At 63.5% G+C, this 26,735-nt stretch carries 25 protein-coding genes, 1 tRNA gene and 1 other RNA gene; 20 read left to right on the top strand and 7 right to left on the bottom strand.

The window, feature by feature from the left end; translation table 11 throughout:
- Positions 1 to 562: 562 nt before the first annotated feature.
- The 4 genes from AB4Z38_RS15210 to AB4Z38_RS15195 all read left to right on the top strand — a co-directional run bounded on the left by AB4Z38_RS15210 (position 563) and on the right by AB4Z38_RS15195 (position 2,579).
- The gene (locus AB4Z38_RS15210; protein WP_059387755.1) at positions 563 to 985 is read left to right on the top strand and encodes a DUF3052 domain-containing protein; all 423 of its coding nucleotides are present in this window, start codon (positions 563 to 565) and stop codon (positions 983 to 985) included.
- Positions 982 to 1,485, top strand: a complete 504-nt coding sequence (locus tag AB4Z38_RS15205) for a peroxiredoxin (protein ID WP_441430469.1) — start codon at positions 982 to 984, stop codon at positions 1,483 to 1,485. Before AB4Z38_RS15210 ends, AB4Z38_RS15205 begins: the two co-directional genes overlap by 4 nt.
- 5 nt (positions 1,486 to 1,490) lie before the next feature.
- Positions 1,491 to 2,447 carry an NAD-dependent protein deacetylase gene (locus AB4Z38_RS15200; protein ID WP_441430468.1) on the top strand — a complete coding sequence of 319 codons (957 nt, stop codon included), beginning with the start codon at positions 1,491 to 1,493 and terminating at the stop codon, positions 2,445 to 2,447.
- A 56-nt stretch (positions 2,448 to 2,503) separates the two neighbouring features.
- Positions 2,504 to 2,579: transfer RNA gene (locus AB4Z38_RS15195), tRNA-Val, on the top strand.
- A gap of 93 nt (positions 2,580 to 2,672) precedes the next feature.
- Here AB4Z38_RS15195 and AB4Z38_RS15190 read toward each other — a convergent pair.
- Positions 2,673 to 2,948 (bottom strand): hypothetical protein, encoded by a 276-nt coding sequence (locus AB4Z38_RS15190; protein WP_441430467.1) that lies wholly within the window; start codon positions 2,946 to 2,948, stop codon positions 2,673 to 2,675.
- Positions 2,949 to 3,151: 203 nt separating this feature from the next.
- Here AB4Z38_RS15190 and AB4Z38_RS15185 point away from each other — a divergent pair, with 203 nt between their 5' ends.
- The 5 genes from AB4Z38_RS15185 (at position 3,152) to AB4Z38_RS15165 (ending at position 10,677) form a co-directional block, all read left to right on the top strand.
- Complete coding sequence (locus AB4Z38_RS15185; RefSeq protein WP_441430466.1) at positions 3,152 to 4,237, top strand: LacI family DNA-binding transcriptional regulator; 1,086 nt, start codon at positions 3,152 to 3,154, stop codon at positions 4,235 to 4,237.
- A 292-nt stretch (positions 4,238 to 4,529) separates the two neighbouring features.
- The gene (locus AB4Z38_RS15180; RefSeq protein WP_441430465.1) at positions 4,530 to 7,424 is read left to right on the top strand and encodes a GH92 family glycosyl hydrolase; all 2,895 of its coding nucleotides are present in this window, start codon (positions 4,530 to 4,532) and stop codon (positions 7,422 to 7,424) included.
- A gap of 130 nt (positions 7,425 to 7,554) precedes the next feature.
- Positions 7,555 to 8,082 carry a methyltransferase family protein gene (locus AB4Z38_RS15175; protein WP_441430464.1) on the top strand — a complete coding sequence of 176 codons (528 nt, stop codon included), beginning with the start codon at positions 7,555 to 7,557 and terminating at the stop codon, positions 8,080 to 8,082.
- 288 nt (positions 8,083 to 8,370) lie between these two features.
- On the top strand, positions 8,371 to 9,168 hold the full coding sequence (locus AB4Z38_RS15170; RefSeq protein WP_441430463.1) for an IclR family transcriptional regulator: 798 nt from the start codon (positions 8,371 to 8,373) through the stop codon (positions 9,166 to 9,168).
- 153 nt (positions 9,169 to 9,321) lie between these two features.
- Positions 9,322 to 10,677, top strand: coding sequence for an MFS transporter (locus AB4Z38_RS15165; RefSeq protein ID WP_441430462.1), 1,356 nt, complete (start codon positions 9,322 to 9,324; stop codon positions 10,675 to 10,677).
- A gap of 278 nt (positions 10,678 to 10,955) precedes the next feature.
- Here the strand turns inward: AB4Z38_RS15165 and AB4Z38_RS15160 are convergent, their stop codons facing one another.
- On the bottom strand, positions 10,956 to 12,023 hold the full coding sequence (locus AB4Z38_RS15160) for a D-2-hydroxyacid dehydrogenase (RefSeq protein ID WP_441430461.1): 1,068 nt from the start codon (positions 12,021 to 12,023) through the stop codon (positions 10,956 to 10,958).
- Between the two features lie 72 nt (positions 12,024 to 12,095).
- On the opposite strand from AB4Z38_RS15160, the gene AB4Z38_RS15155 reads away from it, so the two are divergent.
- The 3 genes from AB4Z38_RS15155 to AB4Z38_RS15145 are packed head-to-tail and all read left to right on the top strand — an operon-like array spanning position 12,096 to position 14,850.
- Complete coding sequence (locus tag AB4Z38_RS15155) at positions 12,096 to 13,007, top strand: NAD(P)-dependent oxidoreductase (protein ID WP_441430460.1); 912 nt, start codon at positions 12,096 to 12,098, stop codon at positions 13,005 to 13,007.
- 14 nt (positions 13,008 to 13,021) lie between these two features.
- Complete coding sequence (locus AB4Z38_RS15150; protein ID WP_404501506.1) at positions 13,022 to 13,792, top strand: SDR family oxidoreductase; 771 nt, start codon at positions 13,022 to 13,024, stop codon at positions 13,790 to 13,792.
- Positions 13,792 to 14,850, top strand: coding sequence for an L-idonate 5-dehydrogenase (locus AB4Z38_RS15145; RefSeq protein WP_441430459.1), 1,059 nt, complete (start codon positions 13,792 to 13,794; stop codon positions 14,848 to 14,850). Before AB4Z38_RS15150 ends, AB4Z38_RS15145 begins: the two co-directional genes overlap by 1 nt.
- Positions 14,851 to 14,893: 43 nt before the next feature.
- Here AB4Z38_RS15145 and AB4Z38_RS15140 read toward each other — a convergent pair whose 3' ends face one another.
- The gene (locus AB4Z38_RS15140; RefSeq protein ID WP_441430458.1) at positions 14,894 to 15,622 is read right to left on the bottom strand and encodes a FadR/GntR family transcriptional regulator; all 729 of its coding nucleotides are present in this window, start codon (positions 15,620 to 15,622) and stop codon (positions 14,894 to 14,896) included.
- A 233-nt stretch (positions 15,623 to 15,855) separates the two neighbouring features.
- Here AB4Z38_RS15140 and gndA point away from each other — a divergent pair, with 233 nt between their 5' ends.
- Together gndA and AB4Z38_RS15130 are read left to right on the top strand one after the other, a co-directional pair.
- On the top strand, positions 15,856 to 17,292 hold the full coding sequence (gndA, locus tag AB4Z38_RS15135) for an NADP-dependent phosphogluconate dehydrogenase (RefSeq protein ID WP_441430457.1): 1,437 nt from the start codon (positions 15,856 to 15,858) through the stop codon (positions 17,290 to 17,292).
- Between the two features lie 122 nt (positions 17,293 to 17,414).
- Positions 17,415 to 18,248: an oxidoreductase gene (locus AB4Z38_RS15130; protein WP_441430456.1), complete on the top strand. Its 834-nt coding sequence runs from the start codon at positions 17,415 to 17,417 to the stop codon at positions 18,246 to 18,248.
- Here AB4Z38_RS15130 and epsC read toward each other — a convergent pair.
- From epsC to msrA, 3 genes are all read right to left on the bottom strand, one after another.
- Positions 18,245 to 18,829: a serine O-acetyltransferase EpsC gene (gene epsC / locus AB4Z38_RS15125; protein ID WP_284984325.1), complete on the bottom strand. Its 585-nt coding sequence runs from the start codon at positions 18,827 to 18,829 to the stop codon at positions 18,245 to 18,247. The two genes, AB4Z38_RS15130 and epsC, sit on opposite strands and share 4 nt — an antisense overlap.
- A 50-nt stretch (positions 18,830 to 18,879) precedes the next feature.
- Positions 18,880 to 19,815 carry a cysteine synthase A gene (gene cysK / locus AB4Z38_RS15120; RefSeq protein ID WP_234749924.1) on the bottom strand — a complete coding sequence of 312 codons (936 nt, stop codon included), beginning with the start codon at positions 19,813 to 19,815 and terminating at the stop codon, positions 18,880 to 18,882.
- A 75-nt stretch (positions 19,816 to 19,890) separates the two neighbouring features.
- Positions 19,891 to 20,415, bottom strand: coding sequence for a peptide-methionine (S)-S-oxide reductase MsrA (gene msrA / locus AB4Z38_RS15115; RefSeq protein WP_441430455.1), 525 nt, complete (start codon positions 20,413 to 20,415; stop codon positions 19,891 to 19,893).
- 146 nt (positions 20,416 to 20,561) lie between these two features.
- On the opposite strand from msrA, the gene AB4Z38_RS15110 reads away from it, so the two are divergent.
- Positions 20,562 to 21,479 (top strand): Nif3-like dinuclear metal center hexameric protein, encoded by a 918-nt coding sequence (locus tag AB4Z38_RS15110; RefSeq protein WP_441430454.1) that lies wholly within the window; start codon positions 20,562 to 20,564, stop codon positions 21,477 to 21,479.
- A 188-nt stretch (positions 21,480 to 21,667) separates the two neighbouring features.
- Positions 21,668 to 22,405 carry a zinc ribbon domain-containing protein gene (locus AB4Z38_RS15105; protein WP_441430453.1) on the top strand — a complete coding sequence of 246 codons (738 nt, stop codon included), beginning with the start codon at positions 21,668 to 21,670 and terminating at the stop codon, positions 22,403 to 22,405.
- 71 nt (positions 22,406 to 22,476) lie between these two features.
- Here the strand turns inward: AB4Z38_RS15105 and AB4Z38_RS15100 are convergent, their stop codons facing one another.
- Complete coding sequence (locus AB4Z38_RS15100; RefSeq protein WP_441430452.1) at positions 22,477 to 23,241, bottom strand: YaaA family protein; 765 nt, start codon at positions 23,239 to 23,241, stop codon at positions 22,477 to 22,479.
- A gap of 114 nt (positions 23,242 to 23,355) precedes the next feature.
- Here AB4Z38_RS15100 and rnpB point away from each other — a divergent pair.
- The 4 genes from rnpB to AB4Z38_RS15080 all read left to right on the top strand — a co-directional run bounded on the left by rnpB (position 23,356) and on the right by AB4Z38_RS15080 (position 26,715).
- Positions 23,356 to 23,747: RNase P RNA component class A (gene rnpB / locus AB4Z38_RS15095), an RNA gene on the top strand.
- A 245-nt stretch (positions 23,748 to 23,992) separates the two neighbouring features.
- Positions 23,993 to 25,489, top strand: coding sequence for a glyceraldehyde-3-phosphate dehydrogenase (locus AB4Z38_RS15090; RefSeq protein WP_441430451.1), 1,497 nt, complete (start codon positions 23,993 to 23,995; stop codon positions 25,487 to 25,489).
- Positions 25,490 to 25,575: 86 nt separating this feature from the next.
- The gene (locus AB4Z38_RS15085) at positions 25,576 to 25,785 is read left to right on the top strand and encodes a hypothetical protein (RefSeq protein WP_441430450.1); all 210 of its coding nucleotides are present in this window, start codon (positions 25,576 to 25,578) and stop codon (positions 25,783 to 25,785) included.
- A gap of 132 nt (positions 25,786 to 25,917) precedes the next feature.
- Entirely contained in the window at positions 25,918 to 26,715 is a 798-nt protein-coding gene (locus AB4Z38_RS15080; protein WP_441430449.1) for an HNH endonuclease family protein, read from the top strand.
- The last annotated feature ends 20 nt before the right edge of the window (positions 26,716 to 26,735 follow it).

Raw genomic sequence — 26,735 nt, 5'->3', positions numbered from 1 at the left:
CGCCCGCTCCGTGCCCTGCTCCCTGATCAACGCATCCAAAGACTCAACCCACTCGGCAGTCTCTTCCGGATCACGATCAGGCAGCTGGGAAGTCAACCCGCTAAGGATGTGTGAGGTCTCTTCTCCTGCAGCCACGTCCAACCTCTCTTTTGGCGCATTCATCGTCGCCTCAGGTCCGGCAGGGTAACTGCCCGTCATGAACGCGGCGTGTGCGACATATCGGTTACAACAGCCCGGTCATGTGCGCCGGGCAGGTTCTCTTGAGCTCGAGCTGCGCTATTCGCGGCGGGCGGTTGCCCTGCAGCCAAAGTCTTCACTGGCCACTGTAGCTTTGTACGAGCCGCGATGCGTAGCCGCGCGGTCGTGAAGGCGTTGTATGTCACACTCAAGCTGTTACATCGAAGGCAGTTGTAGCTGCGGTCATGGCTTTGGCCCCGAATGTAGCCGTGGCTTTAGCCGTGGCTGGGGCGCGGATTATGGTGGAACGCGGGACAATGGCTTGAAGCACACGCCCAAAGGGTGTTGGCTTGTAGTAATCGAAATCACTTCAAGAGGAGGAAACGTGAGCGAGGCCGACGCCGCCACATCGGTAAATGTGGCGGAAAGATTGGGTTTCAAAGATGGGGATCTAATTCAGGAACTCGGTTACGACGATGATGTCGATTTCGATTTGCGTGATGACATTGAGGAACTCACGGGTTCCGAACTGCTTGACGAAGACGATCACGAGGTAGTGGATGCGGTCATTTTCTGGTGGCGCGATGGTGATGGAGACCTTGTCGACGCACTAGTGGATTCACTGACCACCTTGGGTGAAGGCGGCGTGGTCTGGGTGCTGACCCCCAAGTCTGGCCGCGACAACTACGTGTCGCCCTCGGATATTCAGGACGCTGCTCCCACTGCCGGCCTGCATTGCACTACCTCCGCAGGCGTCTCCAAGGACTGGAGCGCCACGCGGCTTGTAGCGCGCAAGAAGAACAAGTGACTCACACCAGGTTGACCTCTGCCGGGCTGCGTCGGGGAGTTCCGGTTGTGGGCCAGGAGGCCCCGGATTTTGAGCTCGTGAACCAGTTCGGGGAGCCGGTTCGCTTGTCGGGGCTTCGCGGCCGCAACGTTGTGGTGGTCTTCTATCCCTTCGCCTTCTCTGGAATCTGCACCGGGGAACTGTGCGAGATCCGCGACAATCTGGGTATTTTCGAACACGCCAGCGCTACAGTCCTCGGGGTGTCGGTGGACAGCAAATTCGCTTTGCGGGCTTACGCGGAGAAGGAAGGCTACGAGTTCGATCTCTTGGCGGACTTCTGGCCGCACGGGGAAGTAGCCGAGAAGTATGGCGTGTTTGATGCAGCTACTGGCATGTCCTTGCGGGGCACTTTCATCATTGATGCTGCTGGCATCATCCGCTATGTCGTTGTCAATCAGCGCGGCCAGGCACGCGACTTAGCGGAATATCGCGAGGCCTTGTCCGCACTTGGCCAGACCTAGCGCAGATGAGCGCCCAACGGCCCGGCGTCGGAATGACTGGCTTCGCCATACATCCGCCGACACCCACGGTTGAGTTGGATGCAGGCGAGTTGGACGTTCTGCGCCAAGCCGCCGGGATCCTCGGTGGCAAGCGGTTTGCTGTCTTGACAGGAGCCGGCCTAAGCACTGACTCCGGAATCCCCGACTACCGCGGCCCGGGAGCCGCGCCGCGGAATCCGATGACTTTCCAGGAGTTCATCGGAAGCCCTGCCAACCGGCGCCGTTACTGGGCGAGGAACCATCTCGGATGGTCGCACCTCCGGCATGCGGACCCCAATGCCGGGCACGCCGCCGTCGCACTCCTTGAGCGGCGCGGGCTGATCACGGGGCTCATCACGCAGAACGTGGACCGTCTGCACGAGGACGCGGGCAGCATCAATGTGGTGGACCTGCACGGCCGCTACGATCGCGTGATCTGTCTTGACGAGGGACACGTCTTCACCCGGCGGCTCGTGGCGTCGATTCTTGAGGAAATCAATCCCGGCTTCCTCGAAGCCGCGCAGGCTTCCGGCGTCGTGGAAATGGCACCCGACGCGGATGCCTCGGTGGAGGATCCCGAGCTCATCCGATCGTTCGTCGTCGCTGTTTGTCCCGTTTGCGGGGGAACCCTCAAGCCCGATTTCGTGTACTTCGGTGAAAATGTGCCCAGGGACCGGGTGCAGCGCGCCTATTCCATGGTGGACGAAGCCGGGGCGTTGCTGGTGGCAGGTTCTTCGTTGACGGTCATGAGCGGGTTGAGGTTCGTGCGGCACGCAGCCAAACTCGGCAAGCCGGTAGTGATCATCAACCGTGGACCGACCCGCGGCGACGGGTTCGCGAACCTCAAAGTGGAAGCAGGGGTCAGCGGCGCGCTTGCCTGGCTTGCCGCTGAACTTCCCGATTTGCTGCCTGCAGGTCAGCCGATTGGTGTTCCGGTCGATTGATCCGGTAGAGTACATGTTCGTTGGTTGAAGCGCCGAGGGTGCTGAAATCAGTGTTTGGGTCTTTAGCTCAGCTGGTAGAGCGCCACGTTTACACCGTGGATGTCATCGGTTCGATCCCGGTAGGACCCACCACATAGAAAGAGCCCCTGAACTGCGAAAACGCAGCTCTGGGGCTCTTTTCTTTTCAGGGGTTATAGGAGAAGACGTGTGTAAATCCCGGGCGCGTCATGTCCGTCCCGGGAACTTCGGCCAAGAGAATGATCCGGCAGAATCCGACGGCGTCCACGGATCGTCAACCCGGATCTGGTCATGGACCTCCCCGGTCACTGGGATCCGCGGGGCAACGTTCCAGCACCAGGGGGTGGGGCGGCGGAGTGACCGGGCGGCGCCGAACGAGGTGGGCGAAGGCTGAACGAAGGTGCCCATCAGCCAGCCAAGGAACAGCTCGAGCCCGGAGCGTCGGCTGACGTCCTGGCGTTCCCCGGAGCGGCTAATCAACATGGCGGAGCCTCCTGGTGCGCTCATGATCACCGCACGCATGGATAACCACGGGATCACGTGGTTCGGCTATGAAACGGATGCGGCCCTGCCAGCTGTTCCCCGACATGTGTATGAGGCGCTTCATCCAGGTGGTCCTTCCTCATAGCTACTGTTGCGAAGGGCGGCTTGTGCGACCGCTTTGGAGTTGTCCCCAGGATGCTAAGATGCGTCGCGGAATGGTTTCGGAAATGGACGCAGGTGGCGTTGTGAGGGTGGCAGCTGAGCGTCCGAATGCCCGTGCCACAATGAAAGACGTCGCACGGGTCGCCGGAGTCGGTGTCGGCACGGTCTCCCGGGTCGTCAACGGCAAGTCGAACGTGAGCGAGGAGAGCGTCGCCGCGGTCAACGCTGCGATCGAGAGGCTCGGATTCCGTCGCAACGACAGTGCCAGGATGCTCAGAACCGGGGCGACGTCCAGCATTGGGTTGCTGGTCGAAGATGTCGCTGACCCGTTCTTCTCCCTGCTGAACCGCTCCGTGGAGGAGGAGGTACTGCGCCGCGATTCCGTGCTCCTGACCGCCTCCTCGGACAAAGACCCGGAGCGCGCCCGCAAGATGATCCTCACCTTCTGCGCACGCCGGGTCGACGGCCTGGTGATTACCCTCCCCGAAGGCAGCGACGAGGAATACCTGCGTGCGGAGCTCGACGCCGGGACGAGCATGGTCTTCGTCGACCGCCCGCCGCGGGTGCTGGATGTCGACGCCGTGATCGTGGACAACCGCGGCGGCGCACGCACCGGCGTCTCGCATCTCATCGGCTACGGGCATAGGCGGATCGCGTGCTTCACCGATCGGCCGGACCTCTACACCGCGAGTGAGCGCATCGCCGGCTACCGGGCGGCACTCGAGGAGGCGGGGATCCCCTTCGACCCCGAACTCGTCTACTCCAGCGCTACGACCCGCGAGCCGGTGGACGAGCCCCTCGGGCGGATGCTGGCGTCGGATGACCCGCCGACCGCGGTTTTCGCCGGCAACAACCGCACGACCATCAACGTGATCGGGGCGCTGCGCATCCACAGCGCCTCGCTCGCGATCGTGGGTTTCGATGACTTCGAACTTGCCGACATCGTCGTGCCCGGGATTACCGTGGTGGCGCAGAACCCGAAGGCGATGGGGCAGATTGCGATGGAGATGCTCTACAAGCGCCTGGATGGCGATGTCTCGCCCTCGCAGACCGTCACGCTGAACACCCGCCTCATCGTGCGGGGCTCGGGAGAGCTGAGTCGCGACGCGGTGCTCGCCGCGCGCTGACACGAGTTCGCAGGCCTCTGTAAATCCCCCTGACCGGTATTCATCTCGGTCGTCCCTTACCTCTCCGCCGTTGACGAGGTCGAGGTGTGCTGAGTATACTCGGCGCGTGGAAACGTTTCCATGAACGGTTATCCGTCACCGCTCGACGGCGGACGGCGGGTGATGAGCGCTGATGCTCGATACGCGTGAGCCAGGTCAAGGAGGACACCCCACGATGTCAAGCCCACACGACAGTCCGGCTGTACGCCCAGGGAGCCGGGGAAGGCCACGTCGATCGCGGCTTGCGCCGGCGATGGCGGTTGCGGCCGCGCTCGCGATCGGAACTCCGGTCGAGGCATCCGCGGCTCCGGCCGTCACCGACCTTTCCAACGAGGTCAACCCGTTCGTTGGCACTGAGAGCGAGGGCAACGCCTATCCGGGGGCGACGCTCCCGTTCGGAATGGTGCAGCTCAGCCCTGACAACACCAACACTTACGGTTCCACGTCGTACAGCAACAACGCCGGTCGCGTGTGGGGGTTCAGCCACCGGCACGTCAACAGCGCGGGTTGCCCGGCCGCCGGTGAGCTCCTGGTCTCGCCCAGCACCACCGCCACACCCACCACCTCGCGGCGGTATACCAGCATCCAGTCCGGAAGCGAATCCGCCACAGCCGGCTACTACGGCGTCACTCTCGACAACTCCGTCAAGGTCGATCTCTCGGCCACCACCAGAGTGGGCGCGCACCGGTACACCTTCCCGGCGGGCACGACCTCCAATCTCTCGTTCAATACGGGTCAGACGCTGCGCACCGCCGGCGCGAGTTCGGTCTCCTGGGTCGATGGGACCACCCTTGAGGGCTGGATCGACAACGGTGGGTTCTGCAGCGGAAACGAGAAAAAGTCCCGCTACTACTTCAGCGCCACCTTCGACCGCGCTCCGCTGTCGACCGGTACCTGGGGCACGAACGCCCAGTTCGTCGTCGGCCGGAACGCCAGTGAGGTCACCGACGGCAACAACGGTTTCGTCGCCACATTCGATACCACGACCGACCGCGATGTCGAGGTGAGCGTCGGGGTCTCGTACGTGAGCGTCGAAGGCGCCCGCGGTAACCGGATCGCGGAGGCGACCGCCGACGGCACCCGGGTGCCGTTCGATCAGATCCGCGCGAAAGCCCGGGACGCCTGGAACGCCGAACTCGGCCGGTTCGACATCACGGCATCCGCCGAGCAGCGCAAGATCTTCTACACCCAGCTGTATAAGACGCTGCTGTCGCCGACCATCGGAAGCGACGTCGACGGCCGGTACACAGGAATGGACGCCAAGACGCACATCGCCGACGGCTGGAACTACTACCAGACGTTCTCGCTGTGGGACACCTACCGCACACAGGCAACGTTCCACGCGCTGTTCGCAAAGAACCGCGCCGCCGACATCGTCCGGTCGATGTACCAGGCCCGGGTCGAGGGCGGCTGGTTCCCGCGCTGGTCGCTCGGCTCGGTCGAGACGAACATCATGGCCGGCGACCCGGTCTCGCCCTGGATCGCGGAGAACTTCACGCTCGGCACCGTGCCCGAGGACGTCGCGGACCGGATGTGGGACTACCTCGTCGAAAACGCCACGACGGCCCCTACCGCGGGTGTCGCATCCGTCGGCCGGCAGAGCGCCGCGTTCTATCTGGCCAACGGCCACGTCCCCTACTACCAGGAGGGGGGCGGCGGCCTCGGCGGCCAGTTCGAAGAGTACCGCCACGCAGGCTCGGCCACGATGGAGTTCGCCGCGGCGGACGCCAGCATCGGCGCCGCTGCACAGAGGCTTGGGAAGGCCGGCCAGGCGGCACAGTTCCTGGCCCGTGGCACCAACTGGACGAAGCTCTGGAACCCGGATGTCACACTCAGCGGCGGTTTCAAGGGCATCCTCAACGCCGTCACTCACGAGGGCCAGTTCGTCTCGGTTCCCGAGCTCACGGATGTGACCCGGTCCGGTTTCCACGAGGGAACCCCCTGGCACTACCAGTGGATGGCGACGCAGGATGTAGTGGGTCTGCAGCAGAAGATGGGCGGTCGCGACGAGTTCGTCAAGCGACTCGACTACTACTTCAACCAGCCGGCGCTCCAGTCTGCTCCGGGGGTCTCTCCGAGTAGTTGGGCGGCGGGCGGCAGTACGTACTACACGAGCATCGGGTACAACCCGGGCAACGAACCGATGTTGATGACCCCCTGGCTGTACGGCTTCGTCGGTGAGCCGACCAAGACGAACGATGTGCTCGCGGCCAATCTCAACCGCTTCCCGAACGCCCCCGGCGGCGGAGTCGGCAATGACGACCTCGGCACCCTCGCCGCTTGGTATGTGATGGCCTCGCTCGGCATCCAGCCGGTGATGCCCGGTTCGGGGATCATGGCGCTCAACGCCCCCAAGGTGCAGGCCGCCACGATCACCCTCGAGAGCGGTGAGAAACTGCGGATCACCGCGGCAGGCGCGAATGAGAAGCTGCCGAGCTATATCGCCGGTGTCACCGTGAACGACAAAGTGCACACGGCTGCCTGGGTTGACGTTGACGAGCTCCGGAACGGCGGTCGGCTCGAATTCGCACTGTCCGGCACCAAGGCAGGTCTCGACTGGGCCACGGCCCAGAAGGACTGGATACCGAGTGCCTCCGCTCCGCGCAAGGCCACTCCGGTGATCGTGCCGGGTACGGAACTGAGCGCGATCGCGGGCCGGGAAAAGACCATCGAGGTCGCGCGGGTCACGTTCGCCGGCGCTGCTGAACCCATCATCGCAACGGTGTCGTGGGCAGGGAAAGACCCGGTCGCGGCAACTGTGACGGAGGACGACGGCGCCTGGGTGATCAGTTCCACGTCGACGTTCCCAGCGGCCGGAACCGTGAGCGGCGTGGTGGGCATCGCCAGCGCCGCGAACACGCCGAGGTTCTCGCCAGCGCTGTTCGAACCGGCCTCGGCCAACCTCGCGGTTGTGGTCAATGCCGCACCCGTGGATCCGCCCGTTGATCCGCCGGTCGTTCCGCCCGTGGATCCGCCGGTCGACTCTGGGGTTACCGTCGTTCCCCCAACCACTGGAACCGTTAAGGCAATGAGCGGACTGGCCGACACCGGCATGGCGCCTACCCTTTTCTCCCTGATGTTCGCGGCTCTCGCCGCCATTGCGCTCGGCTCGGCCTTCGTGATTCGCCGCAAGCGGGCGAACGGCTAGGAGACTGCTGACCTAGGGAGAAGAGCCTCTGATCTGCGAAAACGCAGCTCAGAGGCTCTTTTTCTTTCGTTCTAGATGGGTTCTGGGGCTGATGGTTGTCGCCAACGGTTTGGAGGCCCAGAATGGCAGCATGACAGCGTCCGGAGATACAGCGCGTGACAAGAGGCTGGCGGAAATCGGAACGGCGGTGTTCGCGGCCGCCCCGGCAACCGTCGCCGGTCTGTTGCCGTGGCTGGTGACCCGTTGGAAAGTGAAACAGCCCGTGCCAGGTGGACTGGCGGCCCAGTGCGCAGGTGTTCTGCTGATCGGCGTCGGCGCGGCGGTAATCACCAATTCGTTTGCACGGTTTGCCCTTGAGGGAAGGGGAACGCCGGCACCCTTTGCGCCACCGAAGAACCTCGTGGTCAGCGGTTTCTACAGCTTCGTGCGGAACCCCATCTACGTGGGCATCGGCGCCGCGATCACCGGACAGGGCCTCCTGCTGGGACAGCCGAAGCTCTTCGGCCTGGCGGCCCTGGGCGCAGTTCCCGTGGTGGCCTTCGTCAGGTTGTATGAGGAGCCGACGCTGGCACGCAAGTTCGGCGCCGAGTATGAGGACTACCGTGCCAACGTCCCGCGCTGGCTGCCACGGCTCACTCCTTGGCAGCAGCAGGGCTAGCGTCGAACCTGATCCACTGCCGGGAATTGGAAAAGCTCTCCACCGCGACTATTGGGGGATGCCGCGGTGGAGAGCTCATAGATGAATATACAGAGAATTTCTGGATATGGAAAGGAAGCCGTTCTCCGTCCGGCGCGTCTCATCCCAGCACCAAGCCACTATGATGGTGGTTGTTCAGTGGATTGAACAAGCGCGATTGCCGCGGATCGGAGTTCCGCTGCCCCCGGGTAGCGTTTCTGCCTGGCACGCGCCCACTCTGCGCCAGACGCACGATTGCGAAGGAGAATCATGGCCGATTCCCGCACCCCCCGTTCCGCCGAAGGATTGGGGAGCTCCTCGCCGGCGCCTGCCGTGACCCGCGCGGCTGCGGTCCTGGATGCCTTGGCGGAGGCACCTTCGGGCCGGCTGACACTCAGCGATCTTTCGCGTGAGCTCGGGATTCCGAAGTCCTCCACGTCAAACCTGCTGATGGCTCTTGAAGAAGCCCGGCTTATTACGCGCGAAGGTGCCGACTTCTCACTTGGCCGGAAGCTGGTTGAACTTGGCGCCGCTTACCTCAGCAGGCTCGATGAAGTCCAGGAGTTCTACAAGTTCTGCGAGCAGGCACCAACGCTTTCCGGCGAAACAGTGCGGATTGCGATGATCGACGGCGATCACATCATTTACCTGGCGCGCTACGAAGGGCACCCGGCCGTCCGGCTTACGTCGAACATTGGCGACAAAATGCCGCTTTCCCTGAGCGCCGTCGGAAAGGTTCTCCTGGCCCAGCTTCACGACCATGACATCGAGGCGATGTTCCCGGACGACGCGGAGCTCCCTGTCATGACCCCGAAGTCCCTCCGGAGTGCCGCTGAGCTCAAGGCCCAGGTGGCCGCGATCCGCAAGCAGGGCTATGCCTTGGAGGATGAGGAATCCACGCTCGGCGTGGTTTGCCTCGCCGTGCCCGTGCCTACCCACGGGGCGCATGGCCCCAGCCTCGGTCTCTCGGTGACAGCCCTGAAAGCCACTTTTTCCGAGGAGCAGGCTGCCCTGATGGTGAAGGAACTCAAGGAGCTCGCCCACTCGCTGGGCAACCCGATGGGCTAACGGATCCAGCCGCCCGACGGGGTCATAAATAAATCTGATTACACCACTTGAAACTTGTACAACGTGCTGTACTCTGTTCACTATAGTGATTCACGCCATGGCGGCTGACACTATCTCGCCAGGCCAACGGGGGTCTGGAGTGTTCTTGAGGGAGTGCTTGTGACAACTCGTACTAAGACAAAGCTTGCTGATATGGACGGCGCAGTAGTTGAGCCGGAACAGCTGCGAAGGGCAACTCTTGCCAGCTCCGTAGGATCCGCCCTGGAGTACTACGACTTCTACATTTATGGCCTGGCTTCGGCCCTGATCTTCGGCCCGCTGTTCTTCAAGCCCTTGGGTGAAAGCGGTGCATTGATCGCGTCGTTCGCAACCTATGGCGTTGGGTTCGCGGCGCGGCCCTTCGGCGGTATCTTCTTCGGATTCATCGGAGACCGCTTCGGCCGCAAGATGGTCCTTCTGATGACTATTGGCATGATGGGCCTTGCCAGTTTCGCCATTGGCTTGCTGCCGACGTTCGACCAGGCGGGCATGCTCGGCGCTGTCCTGCTTGTGACGCTCCGTATCATCCAGGGCCTCGGCGCTGGTGCCGAACAGGCAGGCGCGACAACGCTTATCTCCGAAGTCGCTCCACCCAAGCGCCGCGGCTACTTCGCTTCGCTTCCGTTCGTGGGCATCCAACTTGGAACCCTCCTCGGCGCCGGTACTTTCGCGCTGATTGGCCTGGCCAACAAAAGCGTGCTCGAGGGCTGGCTGTGGCGTGTTCCGTTCCTCGCCAGCTTCATCCTGATCGTCGTGGCCCTCTTCATCCGTCTCAGGCTGAAGGAAACCCCGGTGTTCCAGGAGCTGGAGAAGCACAAGAACGTGGTGAAGAATCCCGTTGGCGAACTTTGGAAGCACTCCAAGAAGAACGTGCTGATCGGCATTGGCCTCCGCATGGGCGAAAACGGCAACTCGTCGATCTACTCCGCGCTGCTCATCTCCTTCATGTCCGTCAAGGAAGGCGTCTTTCCCGGCGACAAATTCATCGGCCCGGTTGGTCTCCTGATCGCGGCAGGATTCGCCGCCATCATGGTTGTCACCTTTGGAGCCCTATCCGATCGATTTGGTCGCGTGCGCGTCTACCGATTCGGAGCACTGTTTCAGGTGGTCACTGCGATTCCTGCCTTCTACTTGGTGACTCTTGGCAACGTGACCCTCGTGTGGGCAGTCATGGCTGTAGGCATTGCCATCGGCGTACAGGGGATGCTCGGCCCGCAGTGCGCGCTGCTACCCGAACTGTTCGGCTCCCAGTACCGCTTCACCGGCGTGGCACTGAGCCGCGAATTGTCAGCTGTCCTGGCGGGCGGGCTCGTGCCCTTCATTGGTGCAGCCCTCCTTGCCGCGACGGGCAACTCGTGGGTGGTTTTGGCGGTCTACTCGCTGGTGCTGGCGCTGATTTCCTACGTCGCCACGTTCTTCACGCCTGAAACAGCCGGTCGCGACCTCTTGGCGCTGGAGGATGCGAAGTAAGTAGCCCGTACCCCGACGTACACAAGCAGCGGTGGCCCCTTCCGAAATTCGGAAGGGGCCACCGCTTTGTTGCGCCCATTGCGCGGCCTTCGTGCTCCGGTCCGGAGCTTGTTTCGGAGACTGGCGTTAGATGCGCCGGAATGGCAAACAAGCCTTGGTTTGGCACGGCACGCCGCCCCCACAGCAAGCCGCCCCCACAGCAAGCCGCCCCCACACAGCAAAGCGGCCCCTACGGAATGCCGGAGAGGCCGCACAGCGATGCGCTGGTTGTTGGCGGTTTAGTAGAAGTGCACTGTGTCCACGAGATGGGGGAGTTCCCCGCCGTCGAGGAACGTACGCAGGTTGCTGGCGAAGCGCTCGGCAATGAGGCGGTTCTCCGCGGCGCTGAGCGCCGAAGTGTGCGGAGAGACCATGACCTTCGGGTGGTTCCACAGCGGGCTGTCCTGGGGGAGAGGCTCGACGGCGAAGACGTCGAGGCAGGCGTAGGCCACCTGGCCGTTGTCCAGGGCTTCGAGGAGCGCCTCCTCGTCAACCACGGTTCCGCGGCCGACGTTGACGAAGACCGTGCCGGGCTTCATCGCCGAGAAGACTTCGTGGTTGAAGAGTTTCTCTGTGTAGGGCGTGCCGGGGAGGGTGTTGACGACGGCGTCAGCCGAAGCGAGAAGCCCGGCCAGGCCATCGTTGTCCGCGACCTCGTCGATTCCCTCGATCGCTTCGACGTTCCGCTTGGTTCCACTTACCTTCATGCCGAGTGCGCGGGCGATGCGGGCGGTCTCAAGGCCGATTTCGCCGAGACCCGTGACAACCAGCTTGGAGCCGTTCACAAGTTTGGTCGGAGTGCGGAGCTCCGGCCAGACCTTGGCAGCCTGGTCCTGTGCGAGTTCCGCGCTCCGTTTGAAGCCGTTGAGGATGCCCAAGGCTGCAAACTCGGCCAGTGGAAGGGCATGCACGCCTGCCGAGGTGGTGACTTTGAACTTCTGCAAGGTCTCGCTGTCGAGGCCGGAGGCCTTCACGGCACCACCGGCGCCCGCCGCCATGGCGTGGATCCACTGCAGGTGCGGGTTGCTCTGGGCGATGCGGGCCAGCCCGGCCGGGTTCTCATTGGGGAAGCCGTAAAGGACCTGTGCCTTGTTCAGCATGGACCAGTAGCGCTCCTCTTGTTCCGGAGTGCGCTTGAAATCCGGATCGCCGGAATGGTCGGCCGGAAAGCGTTCCGGGGGAAGGAGTTCGGGTTCGTAGAGGACAGTAATGCCGGGATCTACTGCGCGGATACGCTCCACATGCTCGGCTTCGAGCGGGACCGCGATCGCGATGGTAAGTTCATCAGTCGTCATAGTGTTCATCATACTGAATTGCGGCTAGGATATTGAACAGTTTTTGAAAATATGAACCACAAAGAAGTGAGGTGCAAACGGGACATGACTGCCAAGACTGTAGGTTTTGTGGGACTCGGGCTCATGGGCTTCCCCATGGCCGCCAATCTACTTGCCAGCGGCTGGGAAGTGACCGCTTGGAACCGTTCGGCCGAGGCACTGGCCGAATTGGAGAGGCTCGGCGGAAAACGTTCGGAATCGGTTGCCGGGCTCCGGGACCAACCCGTCATCATTTTCATGCTTCCGGATCTCTCCTACATCCAGGATGCCGCAGCGCCTCTGCTCGATTCCTGGCGCTCGGACGCGCCGCTTCCGGGAACCACGGTGGTCGTCATGAGCAGCGTGTCCCCGACCGCCGTACAGGAATTCGGCCGGACGGTCCATAGCGCAAGTGGCGGGAACGCCGTCGTCGTCGATGCCCCGGTCAGCGGGGGCACCAAAGGTGCGCAGGATGGCACGCTGGCCATCATGGTCGGAGCCGGCGAAGAAGACTTCCAGCGCTCGCTTCCCGTGCTTCAGGCCATGGGCACCACCGTCCGCCGCATGGGTGGCCTGGGCGCCGGTTCGCTGGCGAAGGCCTGCAACCAACTGATTGTCGGGACCACGACGGCGGCGCTGGCGGAAGCCGCCGAACTCGCCGAGCGCTCGGATATCGACGTCGAAACCCTGTTCGAGGTGCTTTCCGGCGGACTCGCCGGAAGCCGGGTCCTGGAGATTGTCGGACCACGCCTGGCTGCCAAGGATTACGCGCCCACAGGTCCCGCGAAGTTCATGCACAAGGACCTCAAGTTCGTGCTCGAAAGCGCCGAAGCGGCCGGTGCCGCTGTCCCTATGGCGACTGCCGGCGCCGAACTCTACCGCGAACTGATTGATCAGGGCCTTGGCGACCAGGACCTCGCAGTTGTTCGCCAGGCCATCGCCAACCTCAGCGACACTTCCCTCAGCCCTTTGAACTAAGTAAGGAAACAACCATGAGTGGACTCTTTGATCTCACCGGGCGCGTTGCGCTCGTTACCGGATCCAGCCGCGGCATCGGCAACGCGCTGGCCCGCGGATTGGCCGATGCCGGTGCCACCGTTGTCCTCAACGGCATCAACACAGAGCGGCTCAAGGACGCGGAAGCCGCCATGGCGGCGGACTTCGGGCCCGGCCGCATCCACAGCTGTGCGTTCGACGTCACGAGCGATACTGAGGCTGCCCGCGGCGTTGCCTGGGTCGAGGAGAACGTCGGGCCCCTCGATATCCTCGTCAACAATGCGGGAATCCAACACCGCGTCCCGATGCTGGACCTGGATGTGAAGGACTGGGAGCGGGTCATCACCACCGACCTGACGAGCGCCTTCCTCGTAGGACGTGAGGCCGCCCGCCACATGATTCCGCGGGGCCGCGGCAAGATCATCAACATCTGCTCGGTGCAGACCGACCTGGCGCGCCCCACGATCGCCCCCTACGTTGCCGCCAAGGGCGGACTGCGGAACCTGACACGCGCCATGACCGCCGAATGGGCGGCCTCCGGCCTCCAGATCAACGGCATCGCTCCGGGTTACATCCACACCGAAATGACCCAGAACCTCGTGGACGATCCCGACTTCAACTCCTGGATTCTTGGCCGGACGCCGGCCCACCGATGGGGCACCGTAGCGGATCTCGCCGGCCCTGCGGTCTGGCTCGCCTCCGAGGCTTCGAACTTCGTCAACGGCCAGACGATCTTCGTCGACGGCGGAATGACGGTGGTCGTCTAATGAGCGGGTTTCAGCTTCCCCAGTCTTCACCCGCGGTTGTGGCCCACGCCGCAGGCGACCTTCGCATCGAGGACATAGCCCTCGTTGTTCCCAATCCTGACCAGGCCGTCGTCGAGATCGCTTACGGTGGCATCTGTGGCTCGGACCTGCACTACTGGCTCCATGGCGCGGCGGGGGAATCGATCCTCAAGGCTCCCATGGTGCTCGGTCACGAAATCGTCGGCACCGTTGTCCAGCAGGCCGCCGATGGCAGCGGCCCGGCAGCCGGAACCGCCGTCGCCGTCCACCCCGCGACCCCCGCCCCGGGTGCCGCCAAGTATCCGGAAGACCGGCCCAACCTCTCCCCGGGCTGCACCTACCTCGGCAGTGCAGCACGGTACCCCCACACGGATGGCGCCTTCAGCCGCTACGCCACCTTGCCGTCCCGCATGCTCCGGGCCCTTCCGGCCACGCTGGACTTGCGCACGGCGGCGCTTGTGGAGCCGGCCAGCGTTGCCTGGCACGCCGTCTCCCGCGCAGGGGACGTGGCCGGAAAGACTGCGCTGGTGATCGGAAGCGGTCCGATCGGCGCGCTGGCAGTAGCTGTCCTCAAGCGCGCGGGGGCAACCCGGATCGTGGCCGTCGACATGCATGACAAGCCTCTTGAGATCGCGCGTGCAGTGGGCGCCGACGAAGTTCTCAAGGGCGATGACGCGGAGGCAATTGCCGCCGTGGAAGCCGACGTCGTCATCGAGTCCTCCGGCAGCCACTTTGGACTGGCATCGGCCATCAAGGGCGCAGTACGCGGCGGGAAGGTGGTCATGGTCGGGCTGCTGCCCTCGGGACCGCAGCCGGTCTTCATTTCGCTGGCCATCACCCGTGAGCTCGAACTGCTCGGGTCCTTCCGTTTCAACAACGAGATCGATGAGGTCATTGCGGCTCTCGCGGACGGTTCGCTCTACGTGGATCCGGTGGTAACCCACGAATTCACCTTGGACCGCGGCCTCGAGGCCTTCGAGGTGGCCAGGAACTCCGCCGAATCCGGGAAGGTCCTGCTGAACTTCCAGCCTGTGGCCTAAGCTCCAGTCGATCTGTCGGTCGGGCGGCGCCGTCGGTCAGCCGTCAGCGCCGCTCGACTGGAACAAATACCCGTGGCTGGCCTTCCCAGTCAGGCGACAGGTCCGCGATGGTCTCCCGCATGATGTTGGACGAGGCCTCGCGGGCCTTGTCGCCGTCTCCGTCCTTGATGCCCTGGGCTACATCCAGATGCCATTGCAAGGCCGCTTCCTTCGGATGTTCCGGCATAAGGCCGTGAACGGTCCGGCCGGTGAGCGTCTCCGTGACCTGCCCGATCAGGTTCGCGAACATTTCATTGCCGGAACCGGAGAGCACCAGGGCGTGAAAGCGGATGTCGAGGTCCAGGAAGGTGGGCATGTCGCCCGCACGGCCTGCTTCCCGCATGGCCACGGAGATGTCCACCAGCTCGCTTCTCAGGGACTCCGGGGCGTTTTCCGCGGCCAGTTCCGCGGCCACGGGCTCGACGGCGGAGCGGAGTTCGGCGAGGGAGCGCAACTGTGCGCCGCGGCCTTCTCCGGCCAGCCGCCAGCGGATGACAAGCGGATCGAAGGGATTCCAGCGGTGCGCGGGGAGAACCCGGATGCCAACTCGCTTGATGGTTTCCACCAGTCCCAGAGACTGCAGTACCCTGACGGCCTCACGTACCACCGACCGCGACACTTTGAGCTCCTCCTCAAGTTGCTCAGCCAACATGACGTGACCGGTGGGGAGCTTACCGCCGACGATATGGGTACCCAGGTGCTCGACAGCGCGGTAGTGGAGACTGGTTGACATAGTCGTAAGCATAGTGGCGTTGACCGCTCCGCCACCGGAAGCCCGGGCGCCGGCGAACTCCCCACAGTACGAGCTCGCAACATAGACTCTTTTGTGACGCGGACGTTTCCAAAACGTGGGCGCAACTTTCCCAGACGTGGTCCGAATACGTATGGTTTATTCCAGCTACTGCTCTAGAAAGCGTTTCCTCGCTTCTAGCAGGACTCGATGCACAAGAATGAATTGGAGTTTTGATGTCAGCACACATCGGTGTCACCGGCCTCGCGGTGATGGGCGCCAATCTGGCCCGCAACCTGGCCCGCAACGGCTTCACCGTTGCCCTCCACAACCGCTCCGTCGAGAAGACCGACGCCCTGCTGGCCAAGCACGGCACGGACGGCGACTTCATCCGCACGGAAACCCTCCAGGAACTCGTGGACTCCCTCGAGAAGCCCCGCCGCGTCCTGATCATGGTGAAGGCCGGCAAGCCGGTTGACGCCGTCATCGACCAGCTCGTGCCCTTGCTGGAGCCCGGTGACATCGTGATCGACGCCGGCAACTCGCACTACGAGGACACCCGCCGCCGCGAATCCGCACTGGCCGAGAAGGACCTGCACTTCGTGGGCGTCGGGGTTTCCGGCGGCGAAGAGGGCGCCCTCAACGGCCCCTCCATCATGCCCGGCGGTTCCAAGGAGTCCTACGACGCCTTGGGCCCGCTGCTCGAAAAGATCTCCGCCAAGGTTGACGGCCAGCCCTGCTGCGCCTGGATCGGCACCGACGGCGCAGGACACTTCGTCAAGATGGTCCACAACGGCATCGAATACGCCGACATGCAGGTCATCGGTGAAGCCTTCGACCTGCTCCGCTCCGGCGCCGGCATCGAGCCGGCCGAGCAGTCCAGGATCTTCGCCGAGTGGAACAAGGGCGAACTGGCTTCCTTCCTGATCGAAATCTCCGCGGAGGTGCTTGGGCACGTCGACGCCAAGACGGGCAAGCCGTTCGTCGATGTCGTGGTCGACGCCGCGGGCCAGAAGGGCACCGGCCGCTGGACGGTCATCTCCGCCCTTGAGCTTGGCTCCCCGGTTTCGGGCATCGCAGAGTCCGTCTTCGCGCGGGCCCTGTCTTCCCAGGCAGAACAGCGCAAGCTCGGCCAGGAGCTGCTCGCCGGCGAGGAAATCGCCGTCGAGGTCCCCGAGAACTTCGTCGAGGACGTCCGCCAGGCTCTCTACGCTTCCAAGCTGGTTTCCTACGCCCAGGGCCTGGACATGCTGACCTCCGCCGCGAAGGAATACGGCTGGGACCTCAAACTCGATGAAATCGCTTCGCTGTGGCGCGGCGGCTGCATCATCCGTGCCGAGCTGCTCAAGGAAATCACCAACGCCTACGCCGCCGAAGAGAAGCCGGCCAACCTGCTGTTCGCCCCGGCCTTCACCAAAGCGATCGCAGGCGCGCTGCCGGCATGGCGCCGCGTGGTGGCAACGGCCGTCCAGCTGGGCATCCCGGTCCCCGTGTTCTCCTCCTCGCTGGCCTACTACGACGGACTTCGCCGCAAGCGCCTCGCCGCAGCCGTCATCCAGGGACAGCGCGACCTCTTCGGCGCGCACACCTACGGCCGCGTTGACGCGGAGGGCACCTTCCACACCCTGTGGGGGGAAGACAAGTCCGAGATCTCCGCAGTCGACACCCACTAACGACCCCCTGCCCCACTCGGTTCAAGTCAAAGGCCGGTGCTTCCGCGTTACTGTGGAGGCGCCGGCCTTTGCCGTAGGTATCCCATGAAGGAAAACACCACCCGTCACTCGAGGAGCAGTCCATGCCGCAACGCGTCGCATTTGTCACAGGTGCGTCAACCGGAATCGGTTTCGAGGCCGCCATCAAGCTCAGCAAGGCAGGAATGGTCGTGTACGCGGGGGCGCGGCGGGTCGAAAAGATGGAGCCGCTCAAAGCCCACGGAATCAAGGTGTTGTCCCTGGACGTCACCGAGGATGACTCGATGAAGGCCGCCGTGGACCTTGTCCTGGCCGAGCAGGGTCGGATCGACGTACTGGTCAACAACGCCGGATACGGGTCCTACGGCTCCTTGGAAGAGGTGCCGCTGGATGAGGGCCGGCGCCAGTTCGAGGTCAACGTCTTCGGTCTCGCCCGGATGTCCCAACTGGTGATTCCCGTGATGCGTGCTGCGGCTTCCGGCCGGATCATCAACGTGTCCTCGATCGGCGGCAAAATGTATGAACCCCTGGGCGCCTGGTACCACGCAACAAAATTCGCCGTCGAGGGCCTCAGCGACTCCCTCCGCCTTGAATTGAAGCCCCACGGCATCGACGTCGCAATCATCGAGCCCGCTGGCACGGACACGGAATGGGGAACCATTGCGGGGGAGAGCCTGCTGGCGGTCTCGGGACATGGACCGTATCGCGAGCAGGCTGGGATCGTGACGGCCGCCCTGGCCTCGACGTCGGGAACCGCTCTTTCGACGCAACCGCGTACCGTGGCGGGAGCTATAGTCCATGCGGCGACGTCGCGAAGGCCCCGGACCCGTTACCCGGTGGGCAGGGGAGCCTGGACCATTCTGGCCTTGCGGAGGGCGCTTCCCGACCGGGCCTTCGACACAGTTTTCTGGAACGCCTACAAACGCTTTTCCGGCTAGATCCGGTACTCGATGTAGTACTCGGCGGGGTCGACGGCGGGTTTCGTTTCGCTCTTTGCATCACGGTGCCGCCACGTTGCGGGAACGCCGGTGATGATCGACTCAGGCGGTGCGTCCTTGACCACGACGGCGTTGGCGCCTATCGCACTGTCGGCGCCTATCGTGATGGGACCAAGGACCTTGGCTCCGGCTCCTATGGTGACCCGATCCCCGATAGTGGGGTGACGCTTGACCTTGGCCAAGGAACGGCCACCCAGCGTCACGCCGTGGTAGATCATGACGTCTTCGCCGATCTCGGCCGTCTCTCCGATGACCACACCCATGCCGTGGTCAATGAAGAACCTGCGGCCTATGGTCGCGCCGGGATGGATCTCGATGCCGGTCAAGAACCGGGCAAGCTGGGAAATGAGCCGTGCCGGGAAGCGCAGCTCAGGGTGTTGCCACAATTTGTGCGTCACGCGGTGCGCCCAGATGGCATGCAGGCCGGAGTAGGCAAAAAAGTTCTCAAAGGAGCCTCGGGCCGCCGGGTCATGTGACCGGGCGGCCTCGAGGTCCTCCATAAGTCTTGCGAAGAAGCTCACAAAGACCTTTCTACAGGAAATGAAAGAAAGCGGTTGTGCGGGGTCCGCAATCAGCCGCGAATGTCGTCAAAAAGCACAGTAGAGATGTAACGTTCGCCGAAGTCGGGAACGATTGCCACGATGAGCTTGTCCTTGTTCTCCGGACGCTTCGCGAGCTCCAGTGCACCCCAGACAGCCGCGCCGGCAGAGATGCCGCCCAGGATGCCTTCCTTGGTGCCAAGGGCACGTGCGGTGGCCACCGAGTCCTCGAGGGTTGCGTCGAGAACCTCGTCATAGACGTTGGTGTCCAGGATTTCCGGGATGAAGTTCGCACCAAGGCCCTGGATCTTGTGCGGGCCGGGGGCGCCGCCGTTCAGGATAGGGGAGTCCTTGGGCTCGACGGCCACGATCTGGATCTCCGGCTTGCGCTCCTTCAGGACCTGCCCGACGCCGGTGATGGTGCCGCCCGTGCCGACTCCGCCGACGAAGATGTCCACGCCGCCGTCGGTGTCCGCCCAGATTTCCTCGGCCGTGGTTGTGCGGTGGATCTCCGGGTTTGCCTCATTGGCGAACTGCTGGGCCCAGACGGAGTTTTCCGTGTTGGCGACAATTTCCTGGGCCTTCTCGACGGCGCCGCGCATGCCTTCAGAGCCGGGAGTCAGGACAATCTCCGCACCGTAGGCGCGCAGCATGACGCGGCGCTCGGTGGACATGGTCTCCGGCATGGTCAGGATGACCTTATAACCGCGCGCCGCGCCGACCAGGGCCAGTGCGATGCCGGTGTTGCCGGAGGTTCCCTCGACGATCGTGCCGCCCGGCTTCAGCGCACCGGACTTCTCGGCAGCGTCGACGATCGCGACGCCGATACGGTCCTTGACGCTATTGGCGGGGTTGTAGAACTCCAGCTTCACGGCAACCGTGGCATCCAAGCCTTCGGTGAGCCTGTTCAAGCGGACCAGGGGGGTTCCGCCGATCAGCTGGGTGACGTCGTCGTAGATCCGTGCCATGTAATCATGCCTATTCTCTGAATTCGCTGAAATAGCTACTGCTGAGGTCAGCCTAACGAGCGGTGCTACACGCTGCTACGCGCGGAGCCACGAAGAGTAATATTTCCGGGCCTTGGCGAGCTTGGGGTTGATGATCACCTGGCAATAGCCTTGCTCGGGGAACTTGGCGTAGTAGTCCTGGTGGATGGACTCGGCTTCGTAGAATTCCGGCAGCCTGCTGACCTCGGTCACAATCGGCCTGGACCACAGTTCCTGGTTCCGCAGGATGGCCTCTTCGAAAAGGATCTTTTCCTCCGTGGTGGTGTAGAACATCGAGGAACGGTATTGGGTTCCGACGTCGTAGCCCTGGCGGTTGAGCGTGGTGGGATCGTGCAGGGCAAAGAACATGTCAAGGATGATGTCCGCCGGAATGGTGTCCTCGTCGAAAGTCACGGCGACGACCTCCGCATGGCCCGTCATTCCGGAGCAGACATCGTAATAGTCAGGGTTGCGGATGTGCCCGCCGGTGTAGCCGGAAACCACGGAACTGACGCCCTTGGTCTTCTGATAGACAGCGTCAAGGCACCAGAAGCAGCCTCCACCAAGTACAAAAGTTTTCATGATCTCTTCAATGGCTGGGAGTCCCGGATGATTCCCGCACAACCTTACGGGACTGTGACGGCGCAGACCCGGCCAGTGGCAACAATCTCAAACAGTCCGGTTGCCGCAAGCGCGACTTGGCCGACGGATGCGCAAGAATGTAATGCATGGAAGCTGTGAACACCGCGGTTGCAGATACGGGATCCGGGAAAGAACCGGAAAACGGTGCAGCCGGAACTCCAAGAGCCAGTACCCCAACGCTCGGTCAGGTCTTATTGGCAGTGGAGGAGCTCTGGCCGGAATCGCTCGCCGAGGAATGGGACGAGGTAGGACTGGTGGTCGGACGGCCAACCGCCACCGTCACCAAGGTCATGTTCGCTGTGGATCCGACACTCGCCGCCATTGAAGAAGCCATTGAATGGGGCGCCGAGCTCCTCGTTACGCACCATCCTTTGCTGCTCAAAGGCGTCACCTCCGTTGCGGCCACGAGCGCCAAGGGCCTTGCTGTCCATCGGCTCATTGAGTCAGGTACGGGGCTGCTGACCGTGCACACCAATGGGGACTCCGCCGTCGGAGGCGTTTCCGACGTCCTCGCTGACGCGTTCGGGCTGGACAACGTTGTCCCGCTGGCTCCTGCGCCCCACGGCCTGCCGGAAGAGGGAATCGGCCGGGTCGGCGACCTGCCCGAACTCATGACCCTGGGAGATTTCGCCGCGCGGGTGTTCGAGATCCTGCCTTCAGTGGCGGGTGGCGTGCGGGTTGCCGGGGACAAAGATGGACTGGTGCGCCGCGTAGCTGTTTGCGGCGGTGCCGGAGACAGTCTCTTCGACGCCGTCCGGGCGAGCCAGGCGGACATCTACGTCACGGCGGATATGCGGCACCATCCTGCGTCCGAGGCCCGCGAAGCTGCCGTTGACGGCCGGCCGTACCTCGTTGACGTATCGCATTTCGCGAGCGAGTGGCTCTGGCTGCCCGCCGCGGCCGAAGCGCTCGGAAACGTGCTTGCGGACCAGGGTTACGACGTTGAGATCCGGGTGGCTTCCACCAACAGCGATCCTTGGGACTTCATTCTGACTCCCGGCTAAGCCTGGCGTGCGAGGTCCTTCGCCGGGCCCACACCGGCGAGGGACCCACGCCGAGCGCAGCGAGGTTTGGGAGCCGGTGGGGATGTAGCGAGGCAGGGAAGTACGCTAGGCGCTAGAGTCGAGACAAACAGGCCCAAGGCCTGGCTGGGGCTGAACATCAACCCCGGCACGATCAAGCGGAGGTAAGCGTGGCCAAGGCAGCACCGGCGGAACAGTTGAAATTGCTCGAACTGCAGGGGTTGGATGCGAAACTCAAATCCTTGGCGAACCGCCGTCGCACGTTGGAGACCGACCCCCGCATCACCGATCTCCAGGACGCCCTTAGCGTGGCCAACGGGGCTCTCGGGACCGCGAAACTTGCCGTCCACGACGCCGAAACAGAGCTGCGCAGGTCAGAGGCCGACGTCGAGCAAGTGGCTAGCCGCATTGAGCGGGACGAAGCAAGGCTGAATAGCGGGACAGGACTTTCCAAGGATCTCGTTGCGCTGCAAAGCGACATTGCGTCACTGAACAAGCGCCGCTCGGACCTTGAAGATGTCGAACTGGAAATCCTGGAACGTCTGGACGGACTCAGGGAGCGCCAATCCGCGCAACAGCAGATCGTCGATGACATCCAGGGTTCCTTCTCAGGGATCCGTGCCGAGCTGGACGCCGCGATCGCCGAGATTGTTGCCGAAGAGCAGGATGTACTCGCTCAGCGGACCGGTTTCGCCGAAGGGCTCGACGCCGGGATGCTGGCCATCTACGAAAAGACCCTTGCCAAGCGCGGGGTGGGCGCCGCGAGGCTGTTCCACGGCAAGTCCGAAGGCTCGGGAATGATGCTCAGCCCGGGCGACCTTGCCGAGGTCAAGGCCGCTGCCGAAGACGAGATCGTGTTCTGCCCCGATTCCGGCTGCATCCTGGTGCGTTCCGCCGAGTGGAACTAGCCGCGTGTTCCCCACCCAACTGGCTCGCAGTTGTTGTCGTTTTCAGGCGTCATAACGACATTAAATGCGAGCTAGTTGGGGAGGATGATGCTGATGGTGTGCGGCTTGCGTGCCGTGCCTTCCGTTAACTCCGCCGTCCACCTTTCCGACGCCGCCTTGAGCAGCTGTTCGGGTGTCCCAGGCGCCTTGCCTCGACGGCTCAGCAAGTGCCGGGCCAGTTCGCCGCGGGTGTGCTTGGCGAAGTGGCTGACGACGGTGCGTTTGCCATTGGACTCGGAAAAGACATTGACGGAGACAGCCTGCGCCACGGGCGGAGCCCAAGCCGCGGCGTAGGTGCTGGAGCGGCAGTCCACCAGCAGCTCGCCCTCCACCCGAGAGGCGAGGGCCTGCGTGAGCTGCGGCTTCCAGAACGACGCGAGGCGCCCGACGTCGGGAAGTGCCGTTCCCATCGACAAGCGGTAGGCGGGCACGCGGTCGCCGAAGCCGATGGCGCCCCACAGGGCGGACACCACGAGGATCGACTCCACCGCCTTGCGGCGCTGTGCCGGTGTCAGGGTCTTGTAGCCGAGCGCATCGTAGAGAACACCGGAATACACCTGATGGGCAGGGGCTGCGGGTTCGGCGTGGAGCCGGGTATTGCGTTCGACATCGTCCTTCAAGGATGCGCCCACCCCCAACAGGGCGAGGGCGTCCTCATGCGCGCTGACCAGGCCGAGCGCGTCGAGCACCTTGGCCCGGTAGCTGTTGAGTTCGGGAAAGCTCAGGGACTCCCAATCGACGGCGGAGCCCCTCACCGCGGGGGTCTTGCCTTCGGAAGGCGGCAGCAGAATCAGCACCAGTCGATATTAGCCGCATTGCCAGTAACACAGTCGCCATCTCTGGGGCGCTACAGTCCGGCAGCGCCGTCTGAAAAATTGAACGGGCCCGACGCCGGTAGACTGGAGGGCGGATGGGTTGACCAGGCGGCCGCGCGCCACGTGAGTGGCTCGAGGAACGTCCGGGCTCCATAGAGCGGGGTGGTGGGTAACGCCCACTCGGGGTAACCCGCAGGCCAGTGCCACAGAGAACAGACCGCCCGCGTCTGCTTGTGCCAGCACAGGCAGGCAGCGGGTAAGGGTGAAACGGTGGTGTAAGAGACCACCAGCTCCTTGGGTGACCAGGGAGGCTAGGTAAACCCCACCCGGAGCAAGGCCAGACAGGGCACGATCGAGGGCTGCTCGCCCGAGTGTCCGGGTAGGCCGCTGGAGGGCGTCGGCAACGGCGTTCGTAGATGGATGGTCGCCACTCCTTCGCCGGCAACGGCGCGGGAGGACAGAACCCGGCGTATCGGTCAACCCATCCACCAGCCGTATGTGAGTGAATTCACGCATTCCAACGGCCAAGAGGTCCCGTGCCAGACCTTAGAATGGACAGTGAACGTAGAAGTTCCACCGCCGGTTCTGCGTTCGCAGCCGGCGGTTTTTCTTTGCAACGTTCGAGGTGTCCGGGCAGACCGAAGTCCCGCCGATGCCAGTGCCGCAGGATTACTCCGGGCGGCCGCCATCTACGTACGAGGACGTATGTAGCTGACCCTAGGAAGGTAGTTCTGTGAGCCAGTCATCAGATTCTTGTCTTGATACGTGGATGGGCCGCGAAGCGCTGGCCGAGGCCATGATTCCGGTGATCGGCCGGCTGTACCGTGAGAACAACGTGGTGACGAGCATCCACGGGCGCAGCCTCATCAACAAGTCGTCGATGAACATCCTGAAAGCCCACCGTTTTGCGCGCCGGATGAGCAAGGATGAGCTGCGTCTGGAAGAGACGGCGCCGCTTCTCAACACCCTCGCGGAACTTGACCTTGGCGCGGCAGCGATCGACATCGCCCGCCTCAACGAGAAGTACAAGGCCGAAGCCCCGGGTACGCCCTTGGAAGACTTCCTCCGCGCCGAACTCGCCGAGGTCGTGGGGCGCCGCGGCGCGGACGACCGCACCAGCACCGACGTCGTCCTCTACGGATTCGGCCGCATCGGCCGGCTCCTGGCCCGCCTCCTGATCGAAAAGGCCGGCGGCGGCCACGGACTGCGCCTGCGCGCCATCGTCGTCCGCAAGGGCGCCGAGAATGACCTCGTCAAGCGCGCCAGTCTCTTGCGCCGCGACTCCGTGCACGGTTCCTTTGAAGGCACCATCCGCGTGGACGAGGAATGCAACACGATCACGGCCAACGGCGTCCAGATCCAGGTCATCTACTCGGACAACCCCTCCACTGTCGACTACACGGCCTACGGGATCAAGGATGCCCTGGTGGTCGACAACACGGGCCGTTGGCGCGACGCCGAAGGCCTGTCCCAGCACCTGCAGAGCAAGGGCGTCGCGCGCGTGTTGCTCACGGCCCCGGGCAAGGGCGAGCTGAAGAACATCGTCCACGGCATCAACCACTCCTCCATCGAGGACACGGACACGATCGTCACCGCAGCTTCATGCACCACGAACGCCATCACCCCGGTGCTTAAGGCACTCAATGACAAGTTCGGCCTCATTCACGGCCACGTGGAGACCGTGCACTCGTTCACGAACGACCAGAACCTGATCGACAACTTCCACAAGGGCGACCGCCGCGGACGTTCGGCTGCCCTGAACATGGTCATCACCGAAACGGGTGCGGCCAAGGCGGTGGCGAAGGCTCTCCCGGAACTGCTGGGCAAGCTGACCGGCAGCTCGATCCGCGTTCCCACCCCGGATGTTTCGCTGGCCATCCTGAACCTGAACCTTGAAAAGGGAACCACGAAGGACGAGGTGAACAACTACCTCCGCGAGATGTCCCTGCACTCGGAACTACGCAAGCAGATCGACTTCATCGACTCGCCCGAGGTTGTCTCCACGGACTTCGTCGGCTCGCGCCGTGCGGGCATCGTGGACGGCCTGGCCACCATCGCCAACGACAAGAACCTCGTGGTGTATGTCTGGTACGACAACGAATTCGGCTACTCCTGCCAGGTAGTGCGCGTCATGGAGGAAATGGCCGGGGTGAACCCGCCGTCGTTCCCGGCGCGCAGCGTCGCCGTTGACCTGGACCCGAAGGCAACGCTGGAGACTGCCGGCGTCTAGCCTGCCCTGGCCAAGGCCAGGAAAGACACAGGGTTTTCCCGGCTGATGCGCTGGTATCAGCCGGGAAACCTGACCAGAATGGACGCATGGAAAGCGAAAAGATTCTGGAACATGAAACAACCCTGGAACACGCACTGGACGTGGCGCGCGCCAACCTCAAGGAAGCCCAGCGCCTGCTTGACGGAGCCAAGGCCGCGCATGCAGCGGGTGATATCTCCGAGGACCGAGTCATCCAGTTGGGGTCCCTTTTGGAGCTGGCAGCCGAAGACCTGAAACGCGTGACCAAGGAACAGTAGGTCGCCGCTGCAGCCTGCGCTGTGATTATTCCGACACGGTGACTTGCCCTCCACACTGTGGATATCGGCGTCGGCCATCAGCGCCTCATCTAGTCTCAAGGGACGTATTCCTCCCCGAAAGGACGCAATCCCTTGAGTACCACCTGGGCCGCCTATCGACGCGCCCGCCGCCAGTCCCGGCAGGCCTGGATGCTGGTGATTCTCCTCATCGCGGGTGGACTTGCCGGCATCGGGTGGTTCTTCACCAACGGACAGTTCGCAGTTGGCCAGGACCCGGTCAATGGGCCAACGGAAGCTCCGGTCTTCGACCCGAACTGGATGAAGCCGGTGGAAGCTGTTCAGCCGGTGCCCGTCGGTTCGGCCGTTGATGCCTTGGACGCGCTTCCTGTGAAAGGGCGTGCGGCCAAGGACAACTACGACCGCAACGAATTCGGCCAGGCGTGGCTAGACGTCGACCGTAACGGCTGCGATACCAGGAACGACATCCTGAGGCGGGATCTTACGGCGGCGGAGTTCACGGCAGGCTCCAAGTGCAGGATCGCTTCCGGGGAGCTACGTGAGCCATACATCGGGCAGGACATCCATTTCCGCAGGGGCTCCGAAAGCAGCTCAGCCGTGCAGATCGACCATGTGGTGGCTCTCGGGGATGCCTGGCAGAAGGGCGCCCAGCTGCTCACTGCCAAACAGCGCCAAAGCCTCGCCAATGACCCGCTCAACCTCATTGCCGTTGACGGTCCCGCCAACGTGAAGAAAGGCGCGGGCGACGCCGCGAGCTGGCTCCCTGCCAACAAGGGCTTTCGCTGCCATTACGTAGCCCGGCAGGTTTCCGTCAAAGCCGCGTACCGGCTCTGGGTCACCCAGGCGGAGAAAGACGCCATGAGGCGCGTCCTGGACTCGTGCCCCGGTCAGCGGACCATCAGGGCGATGTAGCCGCCTGAGGGCGCGGGAGC

Origin of the sequence: Arthrobacter sp. 2RAF6 (assembly GCF_052115205.1) — a bacterium.
In the GTDB taxonomy this organism is placed as follows: Bacteria; Actinomycetota; Actinomycetes; order Actinomycetales; family Micrococcaceae; genus Arthrobacter.
The sequence above is the reverse complement of the archived record's forward strand: the minus strand, read 5'-3'. Positions and strand labels throughout refer to the sequence as shown.

Bases quoted from the DNA above. Each gene is read 5' to 3' on its own strand.
- AB4Z38_RS15200 (WP_441430468.1), top strand. From the start codon at position 1,491: ATGAGCGCCCAACGGCCCGGCGTCGGAATGACTGGCTTCGCCATACAT.
- AB4Z38_RS15190 (WP_441430467.1), bottom strand. From the start codon at position 2,948: ATGTTGATTAGCCGCTCCGGGGAACGCCAGGACGTCAGCCGACGCTCC.
- AB4Z38_RS15185 (WP_441430466.1), top strand. From the start codon at position 3,152: ATGCGTCGCGGAATGGTTTCGGAAATGGACGCAGGTGGCGTTGTGAGG.
- AB4Z38_RS15180 (WP_441430465.1), top strand. From the start codon at position 4,530: ATGGCGGTTGCGGCCGCGCTCGCGATCGGAACTCCGGTCGAGGCATCC.
- AB4Z38_RS15175 (WP_441430464.1), top strand. From the start codon at position 7,555: ATGACAGCGTCCGGAGATACAGCGCGTGACAAGAGGCTGGCGGAAATC.
- AB4Z38_RS15170 (WP_441430463.1), top strand. From the start codon at position 8,371: ATGGCCGATTCCCGCACCCCCCGTTCCGCCGAAGGATTGGGGAGCTCC.
- AB4Z38_RS15160 (WP_441430461.1), bottom strand. From the start codon at position 12,023: ATGATGAACACTATGACGACTGATGAACTTACCATCGCGATCGCGGTC.
- AB4Z38_RS15155 (WP_441430460.1), top strand. From the start codon at position 12,096: ATGACTGCCAAGACTGTAGGTTTTGTGGGACTCGGGCTCATGGGCTTC.
- AB4Z38_RS15150 (WP_404501506.1), top strand. From the start codon at position 13,022: ATGAGTGGACTCTTTGATCTCACCGGGCGCGTTGCGCTCGTTACCGGA.
- AB4Z38_RS15145 (WP_441430459.1), top strand. From the start codon at position 13,792: ATGAGCGGGTTTCAGCTTCCCCAGTCTTCACCCGCGGTTGTGGCCCAC.
- AB4Z38_RS15140 (WP_441430458.1), bottom strand. From the start codon at position 15,622: ATGTCAACCAGTCTCCACTACCGCGCTGTCGAGCACCTGGGTACCCAT.
- gndA (WP_441430457.1), top strand. From the start codon at position 15,856: ATGTCAGCACACATCGGTGTCACCGGCCTCGCGGTGATGGGCGCCAAT.
- AB4Z38_RS15130 (WP_441430456.1), top strand. From the start codon at position 17,415: ATGCCGCAACGCGTCGCATTTGTCACAGGTGCGTCAACCGGAATCGGT.
- cysK (WP_234749924.1), bottom strand. From the start codon at position 19,815: ATGGCACGGATCTACGACGACGTCACCCAGCTGATCGGCGGAACCCCC.
- msrA (WP_441430455.1), bottom strand. From the start codon at position 20,415: ATGAAAACTTTTGTACTTGGTGGAGGCTGCTTCTGGTGCCTTGACGCT.
- AB4Z38_RS15110 (WP_441430454.1), top strand. From the start codon at position 20,562: ATGGAAGCTGTGAACACCGCGGTTGCAGATACGGGATCCGGGAAAGAA.
- AB4Z38_RS15085 (WP_441430450.1), top strand. From the start codon at position 25,576: ATGGAAAGCGAAAAGATTCTGGAACATGAAACAACCCTGGAACACGCA.